The sequence below is a fragment of the Qipengyuania sp. Mu-71 genome, assembly GCF_036867055.1.
Lineage (GTDB): Bacteria > Pseudomonadota > Alphaproteobacteria > Sphingomonadales > Sphingomonadaceae > Qipengyuania > Qipengyuania profunda.
The window spans coordinates 1,415,634-1,431,512 of sequence record NZ_JBAJHR010000001.1 but is presented as its reverse complement, the minus strand read 5'-3'; the positions used below and the strand labels follow the sequence as shown (position 1 = coordinate 1,431,512).

The window sequence follows — 15,879 nt, the reverse complement described above, 5'->3', positions numbered from 1 at the left end:
CTTGGGACGTTTTCTGACAATAGTCTGACGCCTAGGCGGATGCGGATTTTTCCGCATCCGCCAGTCGGCGCAGGTTCTCTTCATGCATGCCCTTGTCGATCCGGTAACGCGCAATGAAGAACAGCGCGGAAAGCCACAGGATCAGCAATGCGGGCGCGTAGGACGCACCCAGCCGCCACAGGATATCGGGGTCCACGCTTGCCGGGTCGGCACCTTCGGGAAAGTCGATCAGCGACAGGATCAGGCCCGCCGCGAGCACGCCGAACCCCTGCGTGGTTTTGCGCGTGAAGGTCATCGCCGCATAATAGACGCCTTCCGAACGCCGACCGGTGCGCACCTGGTTGGCTTCGACCAGGTCGGCGATCATCGAATAGGCCACCGCCTGCACCGCAATGATCAGCGCCAGGTCGATCACATTGATGCCTAGCACCAGCGGGAACAGCAGCGGGTCGCCGTTTTCGGGCATCAGCCCGGCCAGCCGCAGCAGGACGGGGGAGGGCTGGATGGTGAAGGCGAGCAGGCCCAGAACGATGGTCGCGCGCTTCTTGCCGAGTTTTCGGGTCGCCCATGGCGCAATGAGGAAACCGATCACGGCGGAGAACAGCACCGAGCAGGTCCAGATGAAGATCTGGAATTCGCTGAACCCCCAGAAATAGTTGAGTATCAGGAAGGCGAGCGCCGCCGACAGGCCGGTCGCAATGGCGAACAGCACGGTGGCGACGAACAATGCGAGGAAGCTTTTCTCGCTCAGCGTCTCGATCATTTCGCGGAAAATGCGCCCGATGCTGAACCGCTCGCCCCGCGCGACCGGGCGGTGAAGATGAGGAATACGGCTGTGCGTTCCCAGCGCCGAGATCATGATCGTTGCGAATATCAGCACCGACGCGATGATCCCGTATTGCGCATAGGCTTCGGGATCGCGCATTCCCAGCGGCCCGGTGAAGAGAAATCCGAATACGACAATGCTCATCACGGTGCCGCCCGACCAGCCGAACAGCAGGCGATAGGCCTGCATGCTGGTGCGTTCGTCATAGTCGGCGGTCAGCTCGGGAATAAGCGCCGAGCTGGGCGTTTCGTAAAAGGTGATGAAGGTTCGGATGAGCACCGCCAGCGCGGTCAGGTAGAGGAACAATCCCGCCTGGCCCCAGTCGGGCGGATTCCACAGCAGGAAGTAGCTCAGCGAAACGGGCAGTGCCGCGGCATACATGAAGGGATGGCGCCGTCCCCAGCGGCTGCGCAGATTGTCGGACCAATAGCCGACCAGCGGATCGCTGATCGCATCGACCACCAGCGCAATCAGGATAGCGAGCCCGACGAGGCCGGGTTCGAGCCCCACCACCGTGCCGTAGAACAGCAACAGGAAATAGTCGAAGCCGCCGTTCTTGATGCCGAACGCGGCAGCGCCCGATCCGTGCGCCAGCTTGAGCCAGACCGACGGTTTGTCGGCCACCGCTTCGCGTGTGGTCATGACCTCTCCCTTGGGCAGGGAGGCTAGGGTAGGGCAGTCTACTTGGCAATCAGCTCCAGCGGCCGGTTTCCATCCAGATGAGGAAGCGGCGCAGCGGAAGCAGCCAGACAAGCCCCAGCACGACATAGATCAGCGTCTGGACCAGCGTCGGCCAGTCGCCGATCAGCCCGGGCGCATAGCGCGCGATGACCACGCCATAGATGGTCAGAGCCAGCAGCAATCCGAGAATGCCGACCGGGATCCGCCAGGTGGGTTCTTGCCTCATGCGAAAGGTCCATAGATGCGGGTGGGCGTCACGACTGCCGCAAGCGGGATATCGTGCGCCTCGGTGGGCAGGTCATCGACCCGCTGGCCGTCCCAGGCAAGCCCGATGGCAGTTGTGTCCGGGTGGTCTGCGAGCCAGCGGTCGTAATGCCCGCCGCCCTGGCCAAGCCGGGCGCCTTCGGCAGTGAACCCGACCAGCGGCACGAACAACACGCGCGGTTCCAGCGCTGCGGCATCGGCCATGGGTTGCAGCAGTCCGAACGGACCGGTCTCGAGATCGCTTTCGCCAAACGGGTCGCTGAACTGAGCGAAGTGCATCGCCGCGCCGCGGTCGGCGAAGCGGGGCAGGGCGAGATCGTACCCCTGTTCGAAGAAGAATTTGGCATAGGATGCCGCGGGCGCTTCATAGGGATTGGCGCGGTACAGGCCGACCACAGCACCTTCGGGGACCAGCTCGAGCAGCGGCGCAGGCGGGCGCATGAACACCAGCGTGCGCATGTTTTCCGGTAGCGCGGTGGCTTCCTCGCGCCGCGTAATGCGCAGGTGTTTGCGAAGCTCGTCCTTGGTCACGCGGAAGTCCTTATCGGTAGAGGCGCGGGGCGTCCAACGGCCTCGCTCGTGGGTGCGCTATCGCCATGTGTCGATGGCTGCCGCCGCCGCCCGGTGAAAGGCGCGGGCTGCTGCCAATAGCTGGTCCGGAAAGTGGCGGGACCACCATGGGTCGTTTCCGGCGAAATCCTCTGACGCGTAAACGTCAGGTGGGTTCCGTATGTCCCGGTCCCACGGCCGAACCGGTAGACCAGGACAGGGACAGCTCCCTAGGAATGCTTATAGCCTCAGGGATGTTCATGCGGCTCGTGCCGGGCAGCCCCGCCATCACGCTATCTAGGACGCGGGGGCCTCGCCCTCAAGGGTCGATGCCGCATTCTCCAGCGCCGCCGCCATCCGTTCGAGCTGTCCGGCCAGCCGCTCGGTGTCGAAATCGGGTTCCGGGGGCGGCTCTGCCGCGCGCTTGGCCTCGTCCAGTTCATCGGCCACCAGCAAGGCGGCGAACAGCAAGTTCTTGGCTTCATTGCTCGACAGGTTGGCGCCCATCGAGCCCAGCTTGCCATCGATTATGCCGGCTAGCCGCTGGACGTGATCTTCCTGCCCATCGGCGCAGGAAACGGTGTAATTGCGCCCGCCGACCGCCAGTTTGACATCGCTCATGGGGCCAGCCCTTCGATCAGGGCGTCGAGCTGCGAGATGGTGGTCGTCACGCTTTCGCGCAGCGCCTCGTGGCGGGCGACGAGTTCGGCATTGGTCGGCGCGTCCGGCGCGGGGGAATGCGAGGCAAGCGCGGCCTGCGTTTCGATCCGCGCCAGCGCGCGGTCGATGCGGTCCATCGCCGATTGAATGCGTTGCGAAGTCATGACACCGTGGGAAATACCAAGATTGCCGCGTCCAGTCAAAGGCTTGGCCTATTCTGTTGATAAGTGGAATGAGGGAATTGCCGGCTGTGCATGGCGCGGCGGGCGGGTTGACCTCGCGCCTACGCTCCGCGAAGGCTTCGCGCGCGTCGAATCGACCCAGTTTCCGGAGAATAAATCCCATGAGTCTTGCCACCGCTCGCATGGTCCAGATGGCCAATGCCATCAGGGCACTTTCGATGGATGCGGTGCAGGCGGCGAATTCGGGGCACCCCGGCATGCCGATGGGCATGGCCGATGTCGCGACTGTGCTGTGGAGCGACTATCTCAAGCACGATCCCGCATCGCCCGACTGGGCCGATCGCGACCGCTTCGTGCTCAGCGCGGGCCATGGCTCGATGCTGATCTACAGCCTGCTTCATCTGTCGGGCTATGCCGCCCCGACGATGGAGGACATCCGCAATTTCCGCCAGCTCGGCAGCCCCTGCGCCGGCCATCCGGAGAACTTCCTGGTCGACGGCGTCGAAAGCACCACCGGTCCGCTGGGACAGGGTCTGGCGATGGCGGTGGGCATGGCGATTGCCGAACGGCACCTCAACGCAGGCTTCGGCGACGACATCGTCGACCACCGCACCTGGGTGATCGCGGGTGACGGCTGCCTGATGGAAGGCATCAACCACGAAGCGATCGGTCTTGCCGGCCATCTCAAGCTCGGCCGCATGAACGTGCTGTGGGACGACAACAACATCACCATCGACGGGACCACCGACCTGTCGACCAGCGAAGACATCAAATCGCGCTACGAAGCGACCGGCTGGCATGTCGTCAGCTGCGACGGGCACGATTTCGACGATATCCGCCGCGCGCTCGATGAAGCGGTGGCCGACGAACGGCCCTCGCTGGTCGCGTGCAAGACGGTGATCGGCAAGGGTTCGCCCAACAAGCAGGGCACCAGTGCCACTCACGGCGCACCGCTGGGCGACGATGAAATCGCTGAAGTGCGCGAGGCACTGGGCTGGGACGCGGCGCCGTTCGAAATTCCCGATCAGGTGCTGTCCGACTGGCGCGGGACGGCCGAGCGTGGTTCGGCGGCGCGCGCCGAATGGCGCAACCGGCTCGAAGCGCATGGCGAGAAGGCCGAATTCGAACGCCGGATGGCAGGCGATCTGCCCGAGAGCTTCAGCCTGGACACTTATATCCAGTCGCTGATCGACGAACCGCAGAAGGTCGCGACGCGCAAGGCGAGCGAGATGACGCTGGGCGAAATCAACGCCAACCTGCCCGATACGATCGGCGGCAGCGCCGACCTGACCGGGTCCAACAACACCAAGGCGGGGGGCATCGGCCCGTTCACCGCCGACGACCGCAGCGGACGCTATATCTATTACGGCATTCGCGAATTCGGCATGGCCGCGGCGATGAACGGCATGGCGCTGCATGGCGGCGTGATCCCCTATGGCGGCACCTTCCTGGTGTTCACCGACTATTGCCGCGCCGCGATCCGCCTGTCCGCGCTGCAGCAGGCCCGCGTGGTCTATGTGATGACGCATGACAGCATCGGGCTTGGTGAAGACGGGCCGACGCACCAGCCGATCGAACATATCCAGTCGCTGCGGATGATCCCGAACCTCCTGGTCATGCGCCCGGCGGATACGGTCGAAACCGCCGAATGCTGGGACATCGCGCTGCGCGAGAAGGACCGCCCGACGGTTCTTGCGCTGACCCGGCAGGGGCTGCCGCAGCTGCGCACCGAGGCGGCTTCGGAGAACCTCAGCCGGCGCGGGGCCTATCGTCTCAAGGCTGCCGAATCGCCGCGCGGGGTCATCCTGATCGCGACCGGATCGGAAGTCAGCCTGGCGACCGAATGCGCCGCCGAACTGGAAAAGGCAGGCATCGGCGCGGACGTCGTGTCGATGGTTTGCACCCAGCTGTTCGACGAGCAGGACGACGCCTACAAGGCCGAGCTGCTGCCCGACGTTTTGCCCGACGAAACGCTTCGCGTCAGCATCGAGGCAGGGACGACATTCGGCTGGGATCGCTACACGATGACCAACGGTCTGCGGATCGGTATCGACCGCTTCGGCGCCAGCGCGCCGGCGGGCGATCTGTTCGAGAAATTCGGCTTCACTGCGGACGCCATCGTTCCGCAAATCATGAACAAACTGAACGGTTAAGCAGGAGTTTTTGCAATGGCGACGAAGGTTGCAATCAACGGTTTTGGACGTATCGGCCGCCTCGTGGCGCGCGCCATTCTCGAGCGTGACGATCACGATCTCGAACTCGTCAGCATCAATGACCTGGCCGACACCAAGTCGAATGCGCTGCTGTTCCAGTATGACAGCACGCATGGCCGCTTCCCCGGCACCGTCGAAGTCGGCGACAAGGCGATCATCGTCAACGGTAAGAGCATCGCGGTCACCAGCGAGCGGGATCCGGGCGACTTGCCGCATGGCGACCAGGGCGTCGACATCGTCCTCGAATGTACCGGGTTCTTCCAGAGCCACGAAGCGGCCGAACCGCATCTCAAGGCAGGCGCCAAGCGGGTGCTGATCTCGGCCCCGGCCAAGAACGTTTCGGCCACGATCGTTTACGGCGTGAACCACGAAACGCTCAGCGCCGAGGACGTGATCGTCTCGAACGCCAGCTGCACCACAAACTGCCTCTCGCCGATGGCCAAGGTGCTGCACGACACCGTCGGGATCGAGCGCGGGTTCATGACTACGATCCACAGCTACACCAACGACCAGCGCATGCTCGACCAGATGCATAGCGACATGCGCCGGGCCCGCGGCGGGGCGCAGAACATGATCCCGACCACCACCGGCGCGGCGCGCGCGGTCGGCCTCGTCCTGCCCGAACTGGCGGGCAAGCTCGACGGTTCGAGCGTGCGCGTGCCGACGCCCAATGTCAGCCTCGTCGATCTCGTCTTCACCCCGAGCCGCGACACCAGCGTCGAAGAATTGAACGGCGCGCTCAAGGAAGCCGCCGAAGGCAAGATGAAGGGCGTGCTCGACTATACCGACCAGCCGCTCGTCAGCAGCGACTTCAACCACTACCCGGCCAGCTCGACCATCGACAGCCTCGAAACCAGCGTGATGGAAGGCAAGCTTGCCCGCGTTGTCAGCTGGTACGACAATGAATGGGGCTTCTCGAACCGCATGATCGACACCGCCGGCGTGATGGCGAAGTTCCTCTAACGCCAAGTTCCGCCAAAGGACGCCCCGACCATGAGCAGCTTCAAGACCCTGGACGATCTCGGTGATATCACCGGCAAGATCGCGCTGGTGCGCGTCGATCTCAACCTGCCGATGAAGGATGGTTCGGCCACCGACGTCTCGCGCGTCGAGGCGGTCAAGCCGACCATCCTCGAACTCGCCGACAAGGGTGCCAAGGTCCTGTTGCTCGCGCATTACGGGCGTCCCAAGGGCAAGCGCTATTCGACCATGAGCACGAGCTTCGTGCAGGGCGATGTCGAGAAGGTGCTGGACGAGGAGATCATGTTCATCCCCGAGGTCATGGGCCCCGTGGTCGAACAGTCGATCGGCATCCTTGCCAATGGCGATATCGGCCTGCTCGACAATGTCCGCTTCTGGCCGGGCGAGGAAGCCAACGATCCCGAATTCGCGCGTGGCATGGCCGCGCATGGCGACTTCTACGTCAACGACGCGTTCAGCGCGGCGCACCGCGCACATGCCAGCACCGAGGGGCTGGCGCACCATCTCCCGGCCTATGCGGGCCGCGCGATGGAAGCCGAACTGAAGGCGCTCGACGCCGCACTGGGTAATCCCGAAGCGCCGGTGGCCGCGGTCGTCGGCGGGGCCAAGGTTTCGACCAAGCTCGACGTGCTGTCCAATCTGGTCGGCAAGGTGCAGCACCTGATCATTGGCGGCGGGATGGCCAACACCTTCCTCGCCGCGAAGGGTGTCGATGTCGGCAAGTCGCTGTGCGAACACGAGCTTACCGACACCGCCAATCGCATCATCGACGAAGCCGCGCATGCGGGCTGCACGGTTCACCTGCCCTATGATGTCGTGGTGGCCAAGGAATTCGCCGCCAATCCGCCCAGCTTGCGCACCTGCAACGTCCACGAGGTCGCGGATGACGAGATGATCCTCGATGTCGGCCCGCTGGCGACCGAGGCGCTGGCCGACGTGCTCAAGACCTGCCGCACGCTGGTGTGGAATGGCCCGATGGGCGCATTCGAAACCGAGCCTTTCGACACCGCCACCGTCGCGCTGGCCCGGACCGCGGCGGCGCTGACGCAGGACGGTTCGCTGATCTCGGTCGCGGGCGGGGGCGATACGGTCGCCGCGCTTGCGCATGCCGGGGTGAAGGACGAGTTCACTTTCGTCTCGACCGCAGGCGGCGCCTTCCTCGAATGGATGGAAGGCAAGCCGCTTCCCGGTGTGGCGGCGCTGACCGAATGAGCGAGAACGAAGCAGTAGGCGCGAGCGGCGGGCTCGTACCCGTCACCGAGGGCGAGTGGGCGGGCTGGTCGACCTGGCAGAGCGATGCTTTCGAACAGCGCGCGGGCCCGTTCTACGAACGGCGCGATGACGACGGCAGCATGGTCGCCGCTTTCCGCGCGGAGGAGCGCCACATGAATGGCGCGGGCTTCATGCACGGCGGCTGCATGATGACCTTCGCCGACAGCGCGATCTTCACCATCGCGACCGACGAACTCGCCGGATCGCATGGTGTCACGATGCATCTCGCGGGCGATTTCCTCGATCCGGCCAGCGTCGGCCAGCTGATCGAGGCGCGCGGCGAAGTCGTCCGCGCGGGCGGCAAGACGATCTATGTCGTCGGCATGATCCGCGCCGACGGCAAGCCGGTGCTAAGCTTCAACGGCATTATCCGGAAGATCACCAGGAGATAGGTCCGTGCGTTTTCTCTGCCTGTTCGCCCTGCTTCTGCTGCCCTCGGTCACCTCGGCGCAAGCGGGCGACCCGGCGGATGAGTTCGCACCCTTCGATCAATTCCTGGCCGAATTCCGCGAGGAAAACAGTGTCCCGGCGCTGAGCGCGGTGATCGTCCGCGACGGGCAGATTGCGTGGGAAGGCTATTACGGCTGGGCCGATGACGAGGGCGAGGTCGCGACCAGCGCGGATACGACCTACAAGATCGCGTCCACCACCAAGCCCATCGCCGCCACGGCGATCATGGCCGAGGCACTGGCGGGCGGGCTGTCGCTCGACCTGTCGATGCGTGCGGACGACGGCTTTGCCGACACATGCGACTGGCTGTCGCAGTCCCCGATCCCCTTCGGCAGCGGCGGTGAGGACCGGCATGGCAATACGGTGGCCGCGATGGATTGCGCGAAGCCGCTGACGCTCTCGCAAATGCTCGACATGCGCGCCAATGGCGAGGCCTTCGTCTACAACCCCATCGCCTATGCGCGGATCGACCGCACGATTCGCGGCGCGGGTGGACGCGACCTGCGCGCCATCGTGCGTGACCGCGTGGCCGAGCCTGCGGGAATGCGCGACGTCGCTCTCGGCTGGCGCGATCCCGAAGGCGGTGATGCCCTGCGGTTCCTCGCGCCGCCCTTCCACCCGGTCGATGGGCGTCTGGTCAAACAGGTCCTGCCCGATGACGATTTCCGCGCGGCAGCGGGAATCATCGCCAGCCCGCTGCAGATGGCGAAGTTCGATATCGCCTTCGATTCCGGCGTGCTCATCCCGCCAGCGCTGATCCGCGAGTTGGTCGAAGCCGACATCGGCCCGCTTGGCGACTACCGGCGCGGCTGGTTCCTCGAGGATTGGAACGGCCAGCGGCTACTGTGGCATTCAGGCTGGAACGAGCAGAAGGGCTCTGCCCTTTATCTCAAAGTGCCCGGCAAGCGGCTGACACTGATCGTGCTCGCCAATACCGAGGCGATCTGGTGGGGCAATTCGCTGGTCAAGGCCGAAGTCGCCGAAAGCCCGATTGCGCAGCGCTTCCTCGACGAATTCGCGCGCTAACGATATTCGGGATTGGGCGCGTCGAAGCGGCGGCCTTCCTGCCACAGATCGACCGAATTGCCCCATGCGGGAATGCCGCCCGCATCCTTCAGCATGCGCGCCATGTGCATCAGATTCCAGGTCATGAAGGTGGTGTTGCGGCGGGTGAAATCGTTGTCGAACCCTTCATAACCTTCGCCGTCTTCCTTGGCGTCGCCATAGCTCGGTCCGGGGCCTGCTTCGCCGTGCGCACGATAGGCGGCCGAGCGCGGCTTGCCGTGCTTTACGCGGAACCCGCCACCGCGGCTGTCTTGTGCGCCCGCAAGGCTGCGGATTTTGTTGCCCCCGCAGTTGCAGGGGTTGGGGGCCTTTTGTATGCGCCGCATATGATTGCAGTACCACTACCAGCGACGGGGTTTTCCAGATGACTTTCGATGAAATGAAGGCGCGTATTGCCGAGGGCCAGGGCTTTATCGCGGCGCTCGACCAGTCGGGCGGTTCGACCCCCAAGGCGCTGGCCGGTTACGGTGTTGCCGAGGATGCCTGGACCACTGAACACGAGATGTTCGGCCTGATCCACGAAATGCGCCAGCGGATCATCGAAAGCCCCTGCTTCGGCAATGGCAAGGTCATCGGCGCGATCCTGTTCGAAAAGACCATGGACGGGACGAGCGGCGGCAAGAGCGTGCCCGCGCGTCTCAAGGAACGCGGCATCGTGCCCTTCCTCAAGGTCGACAAGGGGCTCGAGGACGAACGCGACGGCGCGCAGCTGATGAAGCCCAATCCCGGCCTTGAAGCGATGTGCAACCGCGCGCGCGAACTCGGCGTGTTCGGCACCAAGATGCGCTCTGTCATCAAGTCAGCCAACCCCGTCGGCATCAAGGAAGCCGTCCGGCAGCAGTTCGCCGAAGGCGCGCGGATCCTGTCCTGCGGTCTCGTCCCGATGCTCGAACCCGAATACGACATCACCGCCGCCGACCGCGCGGAGGGCGAGAAGATCATGCTCGAAGCCATCGAGGAAGGCCTCGTGGCATTGCCCGAAGGCCAGCAGGTCATGCTCAAGCTGTCGATCCCCAAGGAAGCGGGGCTTTATGGCGGGCTGACCAACCATCCCAAGGTGCTGCGCGTGGTCGCGCTTTCGGGTGGCTATTCGACCGACGACGCCTGCCGCGAGCTGGCCAAGAACCCCGGCATGATCGCCAGCTTCAGCCGCGGTCTGCTGCAGGACCTGCGCGCCGCGCAGGACGATGCCGAATTCGATGCGACGCTGTCGGCCGCAATGGACAAGATCCAGGCCGCCAGCGTGGCCTGAGGCGTTCAGCGCTTTTCGAATGTGAAGCGATATTCGCCGGCCGGGATTTCCCGGTCGGTGGTTTGCCCGGGCGTGGCCGCTGCCAGCACATAGGTCCGTCCCATCACTTCATAGGGTTCGCCCAGCGTGAGCGGGGCAGTCTGCGCCCAGTGGGTGGCGGCGATGCGGGTAGAGACGGTCAGCTTACCCGCCCAGACGCAGCGCGCATTGATCGGGCAGCGGCTGTCCTCGGTGACCGCCAGCGGCGTCAGGATCGTATCGCCCGTCCATACCGGCTGACCGATGGCGACCGCGCTACCTTGCGAGGCAGCGTCGCCATTGGCACGCGGCGTGTCGGGAATCACCGCGCAGGCGGCGAGCGGGGTGAGCATAAGGGAGGCGAGAAGGGTTTTCATGCAGGCGATAGAACGCGCCGCCGCTTTCACCTGCCTGAACAGGTGACGAAACCCGTCGGGCGCATTAGGGCGGCCCGATGACCGATTGCCAATTGTATCTTATCTCGCCGCTCGACGTATCGGGCGATTTCCCCCAGCGGCTCGAGCGCGCGATAGAGGCGGGCCCCGGGCTGGTTACCGCCTTCCAGTTCCGTGTGAAGGGGATCGACCAGCACGAGGCGGCCCGGTTGGCCGCGCCGCTACAGGCGATCTGCGCGGCGCATGACGTCGCCTTCATCGTCAATGACGATATCGCGCTGGCCAAACGGCTTGGTGCCGATGGTGTGCACCTGGGGCAGGGCGACGGCGAGCCGCGCGATGCGCGCGAGGAACTGGGCCGCGAGGCGCAGATCGGCGTGACCTGCCATGCGTCGAAGCATTTCGCCATGGAAGCGGGCGAAGCGGGCGCGGACTATGTCGCCTTCGGCGCTTTCTTCGACAGTACGACCAAGGCGAGCGAACATCGTCCCGAACTCGAAATCCTCGAATGGTGGAGCAATCTGTTCGAGATTCCCTGCGTCGCGATCGGCGGGATAACGCCCGCCAATTGCCAGCCGCTGGTCGAGGCCGGGGCCGATTTCCTCGCCGTGTCCGGGGCGATCTGGAACGGTGACGAAGCGGCTGCGGTGAAAGCCTTCAAGGAGCAAATCGCCGCCGCGTGAGTTGGCTATTCTGAAAGGGGCGGTCGCGTCCCGTAATTTCAGGAGAGGTCCCCTCATGCGCACCCTTATTCTCGCCGCCGTTTCATCGCTCGCCCTGGTTGCCTGCGGCACACAAGGGTCCGACGAGGACCAGGATACCGATAGCGTCGCCAGCGCCGAGAGCGGGGACGATGTCGGCTACGAGACCTATGGCGCGGACAACCATGCCGATACGATGGCATCGAACGACGATGCGTCGGGCGATCAGACGCAAACGACCGACATTCCCGATCCCGAAGTGCGCCCGATCATGCAGGCGCAGGTCGTGCTCGACCGCGTGGGCTTCGGTCCCGGCGTCATCGACGGCAAGATGGGCATGAGCACCGAAAACGCGCTGCGCGGGTTCCAGGAAGCGAATGACCTCACCGTCACCGGAAAGCTCGACGAAGCGACCAAGGGCGCGCTGTCCGAATGGGACCGCATCCCCGCCACGCGGGTGGTGACGATCCCGGCAGCCTGGGGCGAGTCGAGCTATACCGACATGCCCGAGGATGTAGCGGAGAAGGCCAAGCTGGAACGGCTCGGCTACACTTCGCTCGACGAACGGCTGGCGGAGCGTTTCCATACGACTGTGGAAGTGCTCGAACAGCTCAATCCCGGCGGCAAGCCTGCGGGGATGGGCGGGACCGAATCCACGACTTCGGCCAGCGCCACCCCCACCGCATCGCCCACTCCGCAGGCCAGCGGTCCCGACTCACCAAGCGCCGCAACGACCAGCCTTTTTGCCGCGGGCCAGCAGATCCGCGTGCCCAATATCGGCGCCGACCGGATCGCGCCGCGTTCGGTCGAGGATAGCGGCTGGCAGCGCACGCTCGCTTCGCTTGGCGTCGGGTCCGAACAGCCTTCGGTCGACCGCATCGTAGTCAGCAAGGCGGGCAAGACGCTGAAAGCCTATCAGGGCGACAAGCTGATCGCTCTGTTCACTGTCAGCTCGGGGTCGAGCGAGTTTCCGCTCCCGCTGGGTGAATGGGACATCGTCGGCGAAGCCTACAACCCGCCCTACAGCTACGATCCCGAAGTGCTCGGCAATGGAGACGGCGAAACCTATACGCTGGCACCGGGGCCGAATTCGCCGGTCGGTATCGTCTGGATCGATCTCAGCAAGGAACATTACGGCATCCATGGCACCCCCGATCCGGAAACCATCGGGCGCGCGCAGAGCAGCGGCTGCGTCCGGCTGACCAATTGGGACGCGGCGCGGCTTGCCGGGATGGTGTCGCAATCGACAAAGGTGCTTTTCGAAGCCTGAGCGGTTAGGGTGACCCCATGAACCTCGTCGACCGCATCCTGACCATCGTCGTAACGGCCACCATCACCAGCGCGATCTGGATCGTTGCGGGTGGCAGCCTGATCGAGAACGCAACCAGCACCGGCCAGCGTGAAGCGACGCGGCCCGCTGAAGCCGCGCCGAGCCCGAGCGCGAGCGACACGTCATCCGATGGAACGGCTACGGATAGCGATGTGCTGGCGGTCGGTGCGCTCGATGCGCAATTGGCGGCGGCGCCCAGCGCGGCGCAGTTGCGCCAATTGCTGATCCCGGTGCAGAATATCCGCCCCGCCGATCTTACCGATACATACAGCGATTCGCGCGGCGGCGGTACGCGCCTGCACGAAGCGCTCGACATCATGGCGCCGAAGGGCACCAGCGTGCTGTCCTCCGCGCCCGGCACGATCGAGAAGCTGTTCCGCTCGAAAGCCGGGGGGAATACGATCTACGTTCGCTCGACCGATGGCGAGACGATCTATTACTACGCGCATCTCGATGCCTATGCCGAGGGGCTGCGCGAAGGGCAGCGCGTCCGCCGCGGCCAGCGGCTGGGCATGGTGGGTAGTTCGGGCAATGCCTCTGCCGAGGCCCCGCACCTGCATTTCGCAATCTTGCAGACGACCGCGGATGCCGAATGGTGGGAGCCCGCCAATGCGGTCAATCCCTACCCGCTGCTAACCGCCGATTAGTCAGCCGCTGGTCGGGCCGACGCGGTGGCAGCGCAAACGGCCCAGCTTGCCGTCACGCCCGACTTCCTGCAGCAGGCCGGACCCCAGCCGCATCATCTTGGTGCCGCGCATCGGGCCGCGGGTGAAAGTGACCAGCTTGCCTTCCATCAGATAGGTGCCGGCACCGCGCAGGGTGCGATAGCTCGACCCGCCGGTAATGGCGAAATCGCGGCCCTCCTGTTCGACCCACGCAGCGCCGCTCGCATCGCCGGGAAGCGCGCAGACATATTCGCCCTGGTCGAGCAGCAGCAGCCGCCCCTGCGCCATGGCAGGTCCGTGAGCGAGGCCCGCGAGCGCGGCGAGCAGGGTAAGTTTTGTAAGCTGTTTCATATCATCCGTCCGACGATGCATATAGCAACGCCGACCGCGGTTTTCCACTCGCTTGCCCGCGCGGCCTCGCTCGGCTAAGGCGCGCCGCACACAACCGCCCGACGGGCGGCCTGCTCTTTTACAAGTCGAAGGTAGCTTCCCCATGAAGATCAGCGGCGTGGACATCCGTCCGGGCAACATCATCGAATATGAAACCGGCATCTGGAAGGTCGCCAAGATCCAGCACACGCAGCCGGGCAAGGGCGGGGCCTACATGCAGGTCGAAATGAAGAACCTGCAGGACGGCCGCAAGACCAATGTCCGCTTCCGCAGCGCGGACACGGTCGAAAAGGTGCGTCTCGATACGGCGGAGTATCAATTCCTTTACGAGGATGGCGACATGCTCGTGTTCATGGACCAGAGCACCTACGAACAGATCACCCTGCCGAGCGACCTGCTCGGCGACGCGCGCGCCTTCCTGCAGGACGGCATGCAGGTGAAGCTCGAGCTGTGGGAAGAAAAGCCCATCTCGGTCGAACTTCCCGCCCAGATCGAAGCCGAAATCGTCGAGGCCGATGCCGTGGTGAAGGGGCAGACCGCCTCGTCCAGCTACAAGCCCGCGGTGCTCGACAATGGCGTGCGCATTATGGTCCCGCCGCATATCGAAAGCGGCACGCGGATCATCGTCGACGTCTACGAACAGTCCTACGTCGGCAAGGCGTAAGCTCATGGGCAAATCCATCGCCAGCCGGTTCGAGAACATCGACATCACCCGCAGCGTTCTGCGCGCGGTCATCATCAACGATGACGAGCTGACGCTGGAAATGGATTTCTGCCTCGAGGAAGCGCATCCCGACTACGAAGCGCCGGGCGCCGACGAAGACTGCTGCTTCCACCCCGGCCTGCTCAAGTTCGCCGGGATTTCGAAGCTGGGTCTCGATCGCGCTGAAAATGCAGGCGAAACCAAGCGTCGTTTCGCCATCCAGTCCTTCAATATCGAGGGCACGAAGTTCGACATGGCCTGCGAGTGGGGCGATATCCACCTGCAGGCGCGTTCGATCCGCGTCCTGACCGAATAAGAGAGTTTCCATGGCCGTTCTATCGGGTGTCATCCGCGTAATGGAGAAGGCCGCGCGCAAGGCGGGTGGTCGCTTGCGGCGCGATTTCGGCGAGGTCGAGCACCTCCAGGTCAGCCGCAAGGGGCCGGCCGATTTCGTTTCCAAGGCCGACCGCATCGCCGAACGCACGATCTATGACGAACTGCTCGCCGCTCGGCCCGACTGGGGTTTCGTGATGGAAGAGGCGGGCATCATCGAAGGTGACGCAAACAAGCCGCGCTGGATCGTCGATCCGCTCGACGGCACCAGCAACTTCCTCCACGGCATCCCGCATTTCGCGATCAGCATCGCGGTGCAGGAACCCAAGCTTGGCGGCGGCGGCTGGGACGACGTCAGCGCCGCGGTGATCTACAACCCGGTCACCGACGAGACCTTCTGGGCCGAAAAGAGCCGCGGGGCCTGGCTGCATGACGGACGCCTGCGCGTGTCCGCACGCCGCGGTCTGTCCGAAGCATTGGTCGCCACCGGCATTCCCTTCCAGGGACATGGCAACTTCAGCGAATGGTCGAAGATCTTTGCGGCCATCGGTCCGCAGGTCGCGGGTATTCGCCGCTACGGCGCCGCCTCGCTGGATCTGGCGTGGCTCGCCGCAGGCCGGTTCGATGGCTTCTGGGAAAGCGATCTCAACGATTGGGATACGGCCGCCGGCTGCCTGATCGTGCGCGAAGCGGGCGGGTTCGTATCCGATTTCCGCGGCCGTTCGCAGCCGATCCATGCCAAGCAGGTCCTCGCGGCCAATGACGCGCTGCATTCGAAGCTGCACAAATTGCTGGCGAATGCGCTGAAGGCTTGATGCCTGCACGGGGCGCGGCTAATCCCCGCGCCCGACCCAGTGCCCCTGTGGCGGAATTGGTAGACGCGCTCGACTCAAAATCGAGTTTCTTTGAAGTGCCGGTTCGAGTCCGGCCAGGGGTACCAAAACAATTA

Annotated in this window: 20 protein-coding genes, 1 tRNA gene and 1 other RNA gene; 13 read left to right on the top strand and 9 right to left on the bottom strand. The window is 64.5% G+C overall.

Annotated elements, in window-relative coordinates:
• Positions 1–31 precede the first annotated feature (31 nt).
• From V6B15_RS07110 to V6B15_RS07090, 6 genes are all read right to left on the bottom strand, one after another.
• Entirely contained in the window at positions 32–1,468 is a 1,437-nt protein-coding gene (locus V6B15_RS07110; protein WP_334200586.1) for an MFS transporter, read from the bottom strand.
• 49 nt (positions 1,469–1,517) lie between these two features.
• Complete coding sequence (locus V6B15_RS07105; protein ID WP_320180387.1) at positions 1,518–1,733, bottom strand: DUF2842 domain-containing protein; 216 nt, start codon at positions 1,731–1,733, stop codon at positions 1,518–1,520.
• Positions 1,730–2,302, bottom strand: a complete 573-nt coding sequence (locus V6B15_RS07100) for a 5-formyltetrahydrofolate cyclo-ligase (protein WP_334200585.1) — start codon at positions 2,300–2,302, stop codon at positions 1,730–1,732. Before V6B15_RS07100 ends, V6B15_RS07105 begins: the two co-directional genes overlap by 4 nt.
• A gap of 134 nt (positions 2,303–2,436) precedes the next feature.
• Positions 2,437–2,606, bottom strand: a non-coding RNA gene (gene ssrS, locus V6B15_RS15030) — 6S RNA.
• A gap of 11 nt (positions 2,607–2,617) precedes the next feature.
• Positions 2,618–2,941 carry a cell division protein ZapA gene (locus V6B15_RS07095; protein WP_334200584.1) on the bottom strand — a complete coding sequence of 108 codons (324 nt, stop codon included), beginning with the start codon at positions 2,939–2,941 and terminating at the stop codon, positions 2,618–2,620.
• Positions 2,938–3,144, bottom strand: coding sequence for a hypothetical protein (locus V6B15_RS07090; RefSeq protein WP_334200583.1), 207 nt, complete (start codon positions 3,142–3,144; stop codon positions 2,938–2,940). The genes V6B15_RS07095 and V6B15_RS07090 overlap by 4 nt, the downstream gene beginning before the upstream one ends.
• Positions 3,145–3,323: 179 nt before the next feature.
• On the opposite strand from V6B15_RS07090, the gene tkt reads away from it, so the two are divergent.
• From tkt to V6B15_RS07065, 5 genes are read left to right on the top strand one after another with little or no spacing between them, the layout of a single operon-like run.
• Positions 3,324–5,315: a transketolase gene (gene tkt / locus V6B15_RS07085; RefSeq protein ID WP_334200582.1), complete on the top strand. Its 1,992-nt coding sequence runs from the start codon at positions 3,324–3,326 to the stop codon at positions 5,313–5,315.
• 15 nt (positions 5,316–5,330) lie between these two features.
• On the top strand, positions 5,331–6,338 hold the full coding sequence (gap, locus tag V6B15_RS07080; RefSeq protein ID WP_334200581.1) for a type I glyceraldehyde-3-phosphate dehydrogenase: 1,008 nt from the start codon (positions 5,331–5,333) through the stop codon (positions 6,336–6,338).
• A 30-nt stretch (positions 6,339–6,368) separates the two neighbouring features.
• Positions 6,369–7,568, top strand: coding sequence for a phosphoglycerate kinase (locus V6B15_RS07075; protein WP_334200580.1), 1,200 nt, complete (start codon positions 6,369–6,371; stop codon positions 7,566–7,568).
• Positions 7,565–8,020 carry a PaaI family thioesterase gene (locus V6B15_RS07070; RefSeq protein ID WP_050600692.1) on the top strand — a complete coding sequence of 152 codons (456 nt, stop codon included), beginning with the start codon at positions 7,565–7,567 and terminating at the stop codon, positions 8,018–8,020. Before V6B15_RS07075 ends, V6B15_RS07070 begins: the two co-directional genes overlap by 4 nt.
• A gap of 4 nt (positions 8,021–8,024) precedes the next feature.
• Positions 8,025–9,104 (top strand): serine hydrolase domain-containing protein, encoded by a 1,080-nt coding sequence (locus V6B15_RS07065; RefSeq protein ID WP_334200579.1) that lies wholly within the window; start codon positions 8,025–8,027, stop codon positions 9,102–9,104.
• Here the strand turns inward: V6B15_RS07065 and V6B15_RS07060 are convergent.
• Entirely contained in the window at positions 9,101–9,469 is a 369-nt protein-coding gene (locus V6B15_RS07060) for a hypothetical protein (RefSeq protein WP_334200578.1), read from the bottom strand. The genes V6B15_RS07065 and V6B15_RS07060 overlap by 4 nt on opposite strands.
• Positions 9,470–9,507: 38 nt before the next feature.
• Here V6B15_RS07060 and V6B15_RS07055 point away from each other — a divergent pair, with 38 nt between their 5' ends.
• Positions 9,508–10,395: a fructose bisphosphate aldolase gene (locus tag V6B15_RS07055; RefSeq protein ID WP_334200577.1), complete on the top strand. Its 888-nt coding sequence runs from the start codon at positions 9,508–9,510 to the stop codon at positions 10,393–10,395.
• Positions 10,396–10,400: 5 nt separating this feature from the next.
• On the opposite strand, the gene V6B15_RS07050 is transcribed toward V6B15_RS07055, so the two are convergent.
• Positions 10,401–10,790, bottom strand: coding sequence for a hypothetical protein (locus tag V6B15_RS07050; protein ID WP_334200576.1), 390 nt, complete (start codon positions 10,788–10,790; stop codon positions 10,401–10,403).
• A gap of 77 nt (positions 10,791–10,867) precedes the next feature.
• On the opposite strand from V6B15_RS07050, the gene thiE reads away from it, so the two are divergent.
• From thiE to V6B15_RS07035, 3 genes are read left to right on the top strand one after another with little or no spacing between them, the layout of a single operon-like run.
• A complete protein-coding gene (gene thiE / locus V6B15_RS07045; protein ID WP_334200575.1) occupies positions 10,868–11,491 on the top strand; it encodes a thiamine phosphate synthase in 624 nt (207 codons plus the stop codon).
• A gap of 55 nt (positions 11,492–11,546) precedes the next feature.
• Positions 11,547–12,779: a L,D-transpeptidase family protein gene (locus V6B15_RS07040; RefSeq protein ID WP_334200574.1), complete on the top strand. Its 1,233-nt coding sequence runs from the start codon at positions 11,547–11,549 to the stop codon at positions 12,777–12,779.
• Positions 12,780–12,796: 17 nt separating this feature from the next.
• On the top strand, positions 12,797–13,486 hold the full coding sequence (locus V6B15_RS07035) for a M23 family metallopeptidase (protein ID WP_334200573.1): 690 nt from the start codon (positions 12,797–12,799) through the stop codon (positions 13,484–13,486).
• Here the strand turns inward: V6B15_RS07035 and V6B15_RS07030 are convergent, their stop codons facing one another.
• Positions 13,487–13,855, bottom strand: coding sequence for an elongation factor P (locus tag V6B15_RS07030; protein ID WP_334200572.1), 369 nt, complete (start codon positions 13,853–13,855; stop codon positions 13,487–13,489). It abuts the gene before it with no gap.
• Positions 13,856–13,997: 142 nt separating this feature from the next.
• Here V6B15_RS07030 and efp point away from each other — a divergent pair, with 142 nt between their 5' ends.
• The 4 genes from efp to V6B15_RS07010 all read left to right on the top strand — a co-directional run bounded on the left by efp (position 13,998) and on the right by V6B15_RS07010 (position 15,870).
• The gene (efp, locus tag V6B15_RS07025) at positions 13,998–14,558 is read left to right on the top strand and encodes an elongation factor P (protein WP_253516300.1); all 561 of its coding nucleotides are present in this window, start codon (positions 13,998–14,000) and stop codon (positions 14,556–14,558) included.
• Between the two features lie 4 nt (positions 14,559–14,562).
• The gene (locus V6B15_RS07020) at positions 14,563–14,913 is read left to right on the top strand and encodes a hypothetical protein (protein ID WP_253516293.1); all 351 of its coding nucleotides are present in this window, start codon (positions 14,563–14,565) and stop codon (positions 14,911–14,913) included.
• Between the two features lie 10 nt (positions 14,914–14,923).
• Positions 14,924–15,745: an inositol monophosphatase family protein gene (locus V6B15_RS07015; protein WP_320180370.1), complete on the top strand. Its 822-nt coding sequence runs from the start codon at positions 14,924–14,926 to the stop codon at positions 15,743–15,745.
• Between the two features lie 41 nt (positions 15,746–15,786).
• Positions 15,787–15,870, top strand: a tRNA-Leu gene (locus tag V6B15_RS07010).
• Positions 15,871–15,879: the final 9 nt, after the last annotated feature.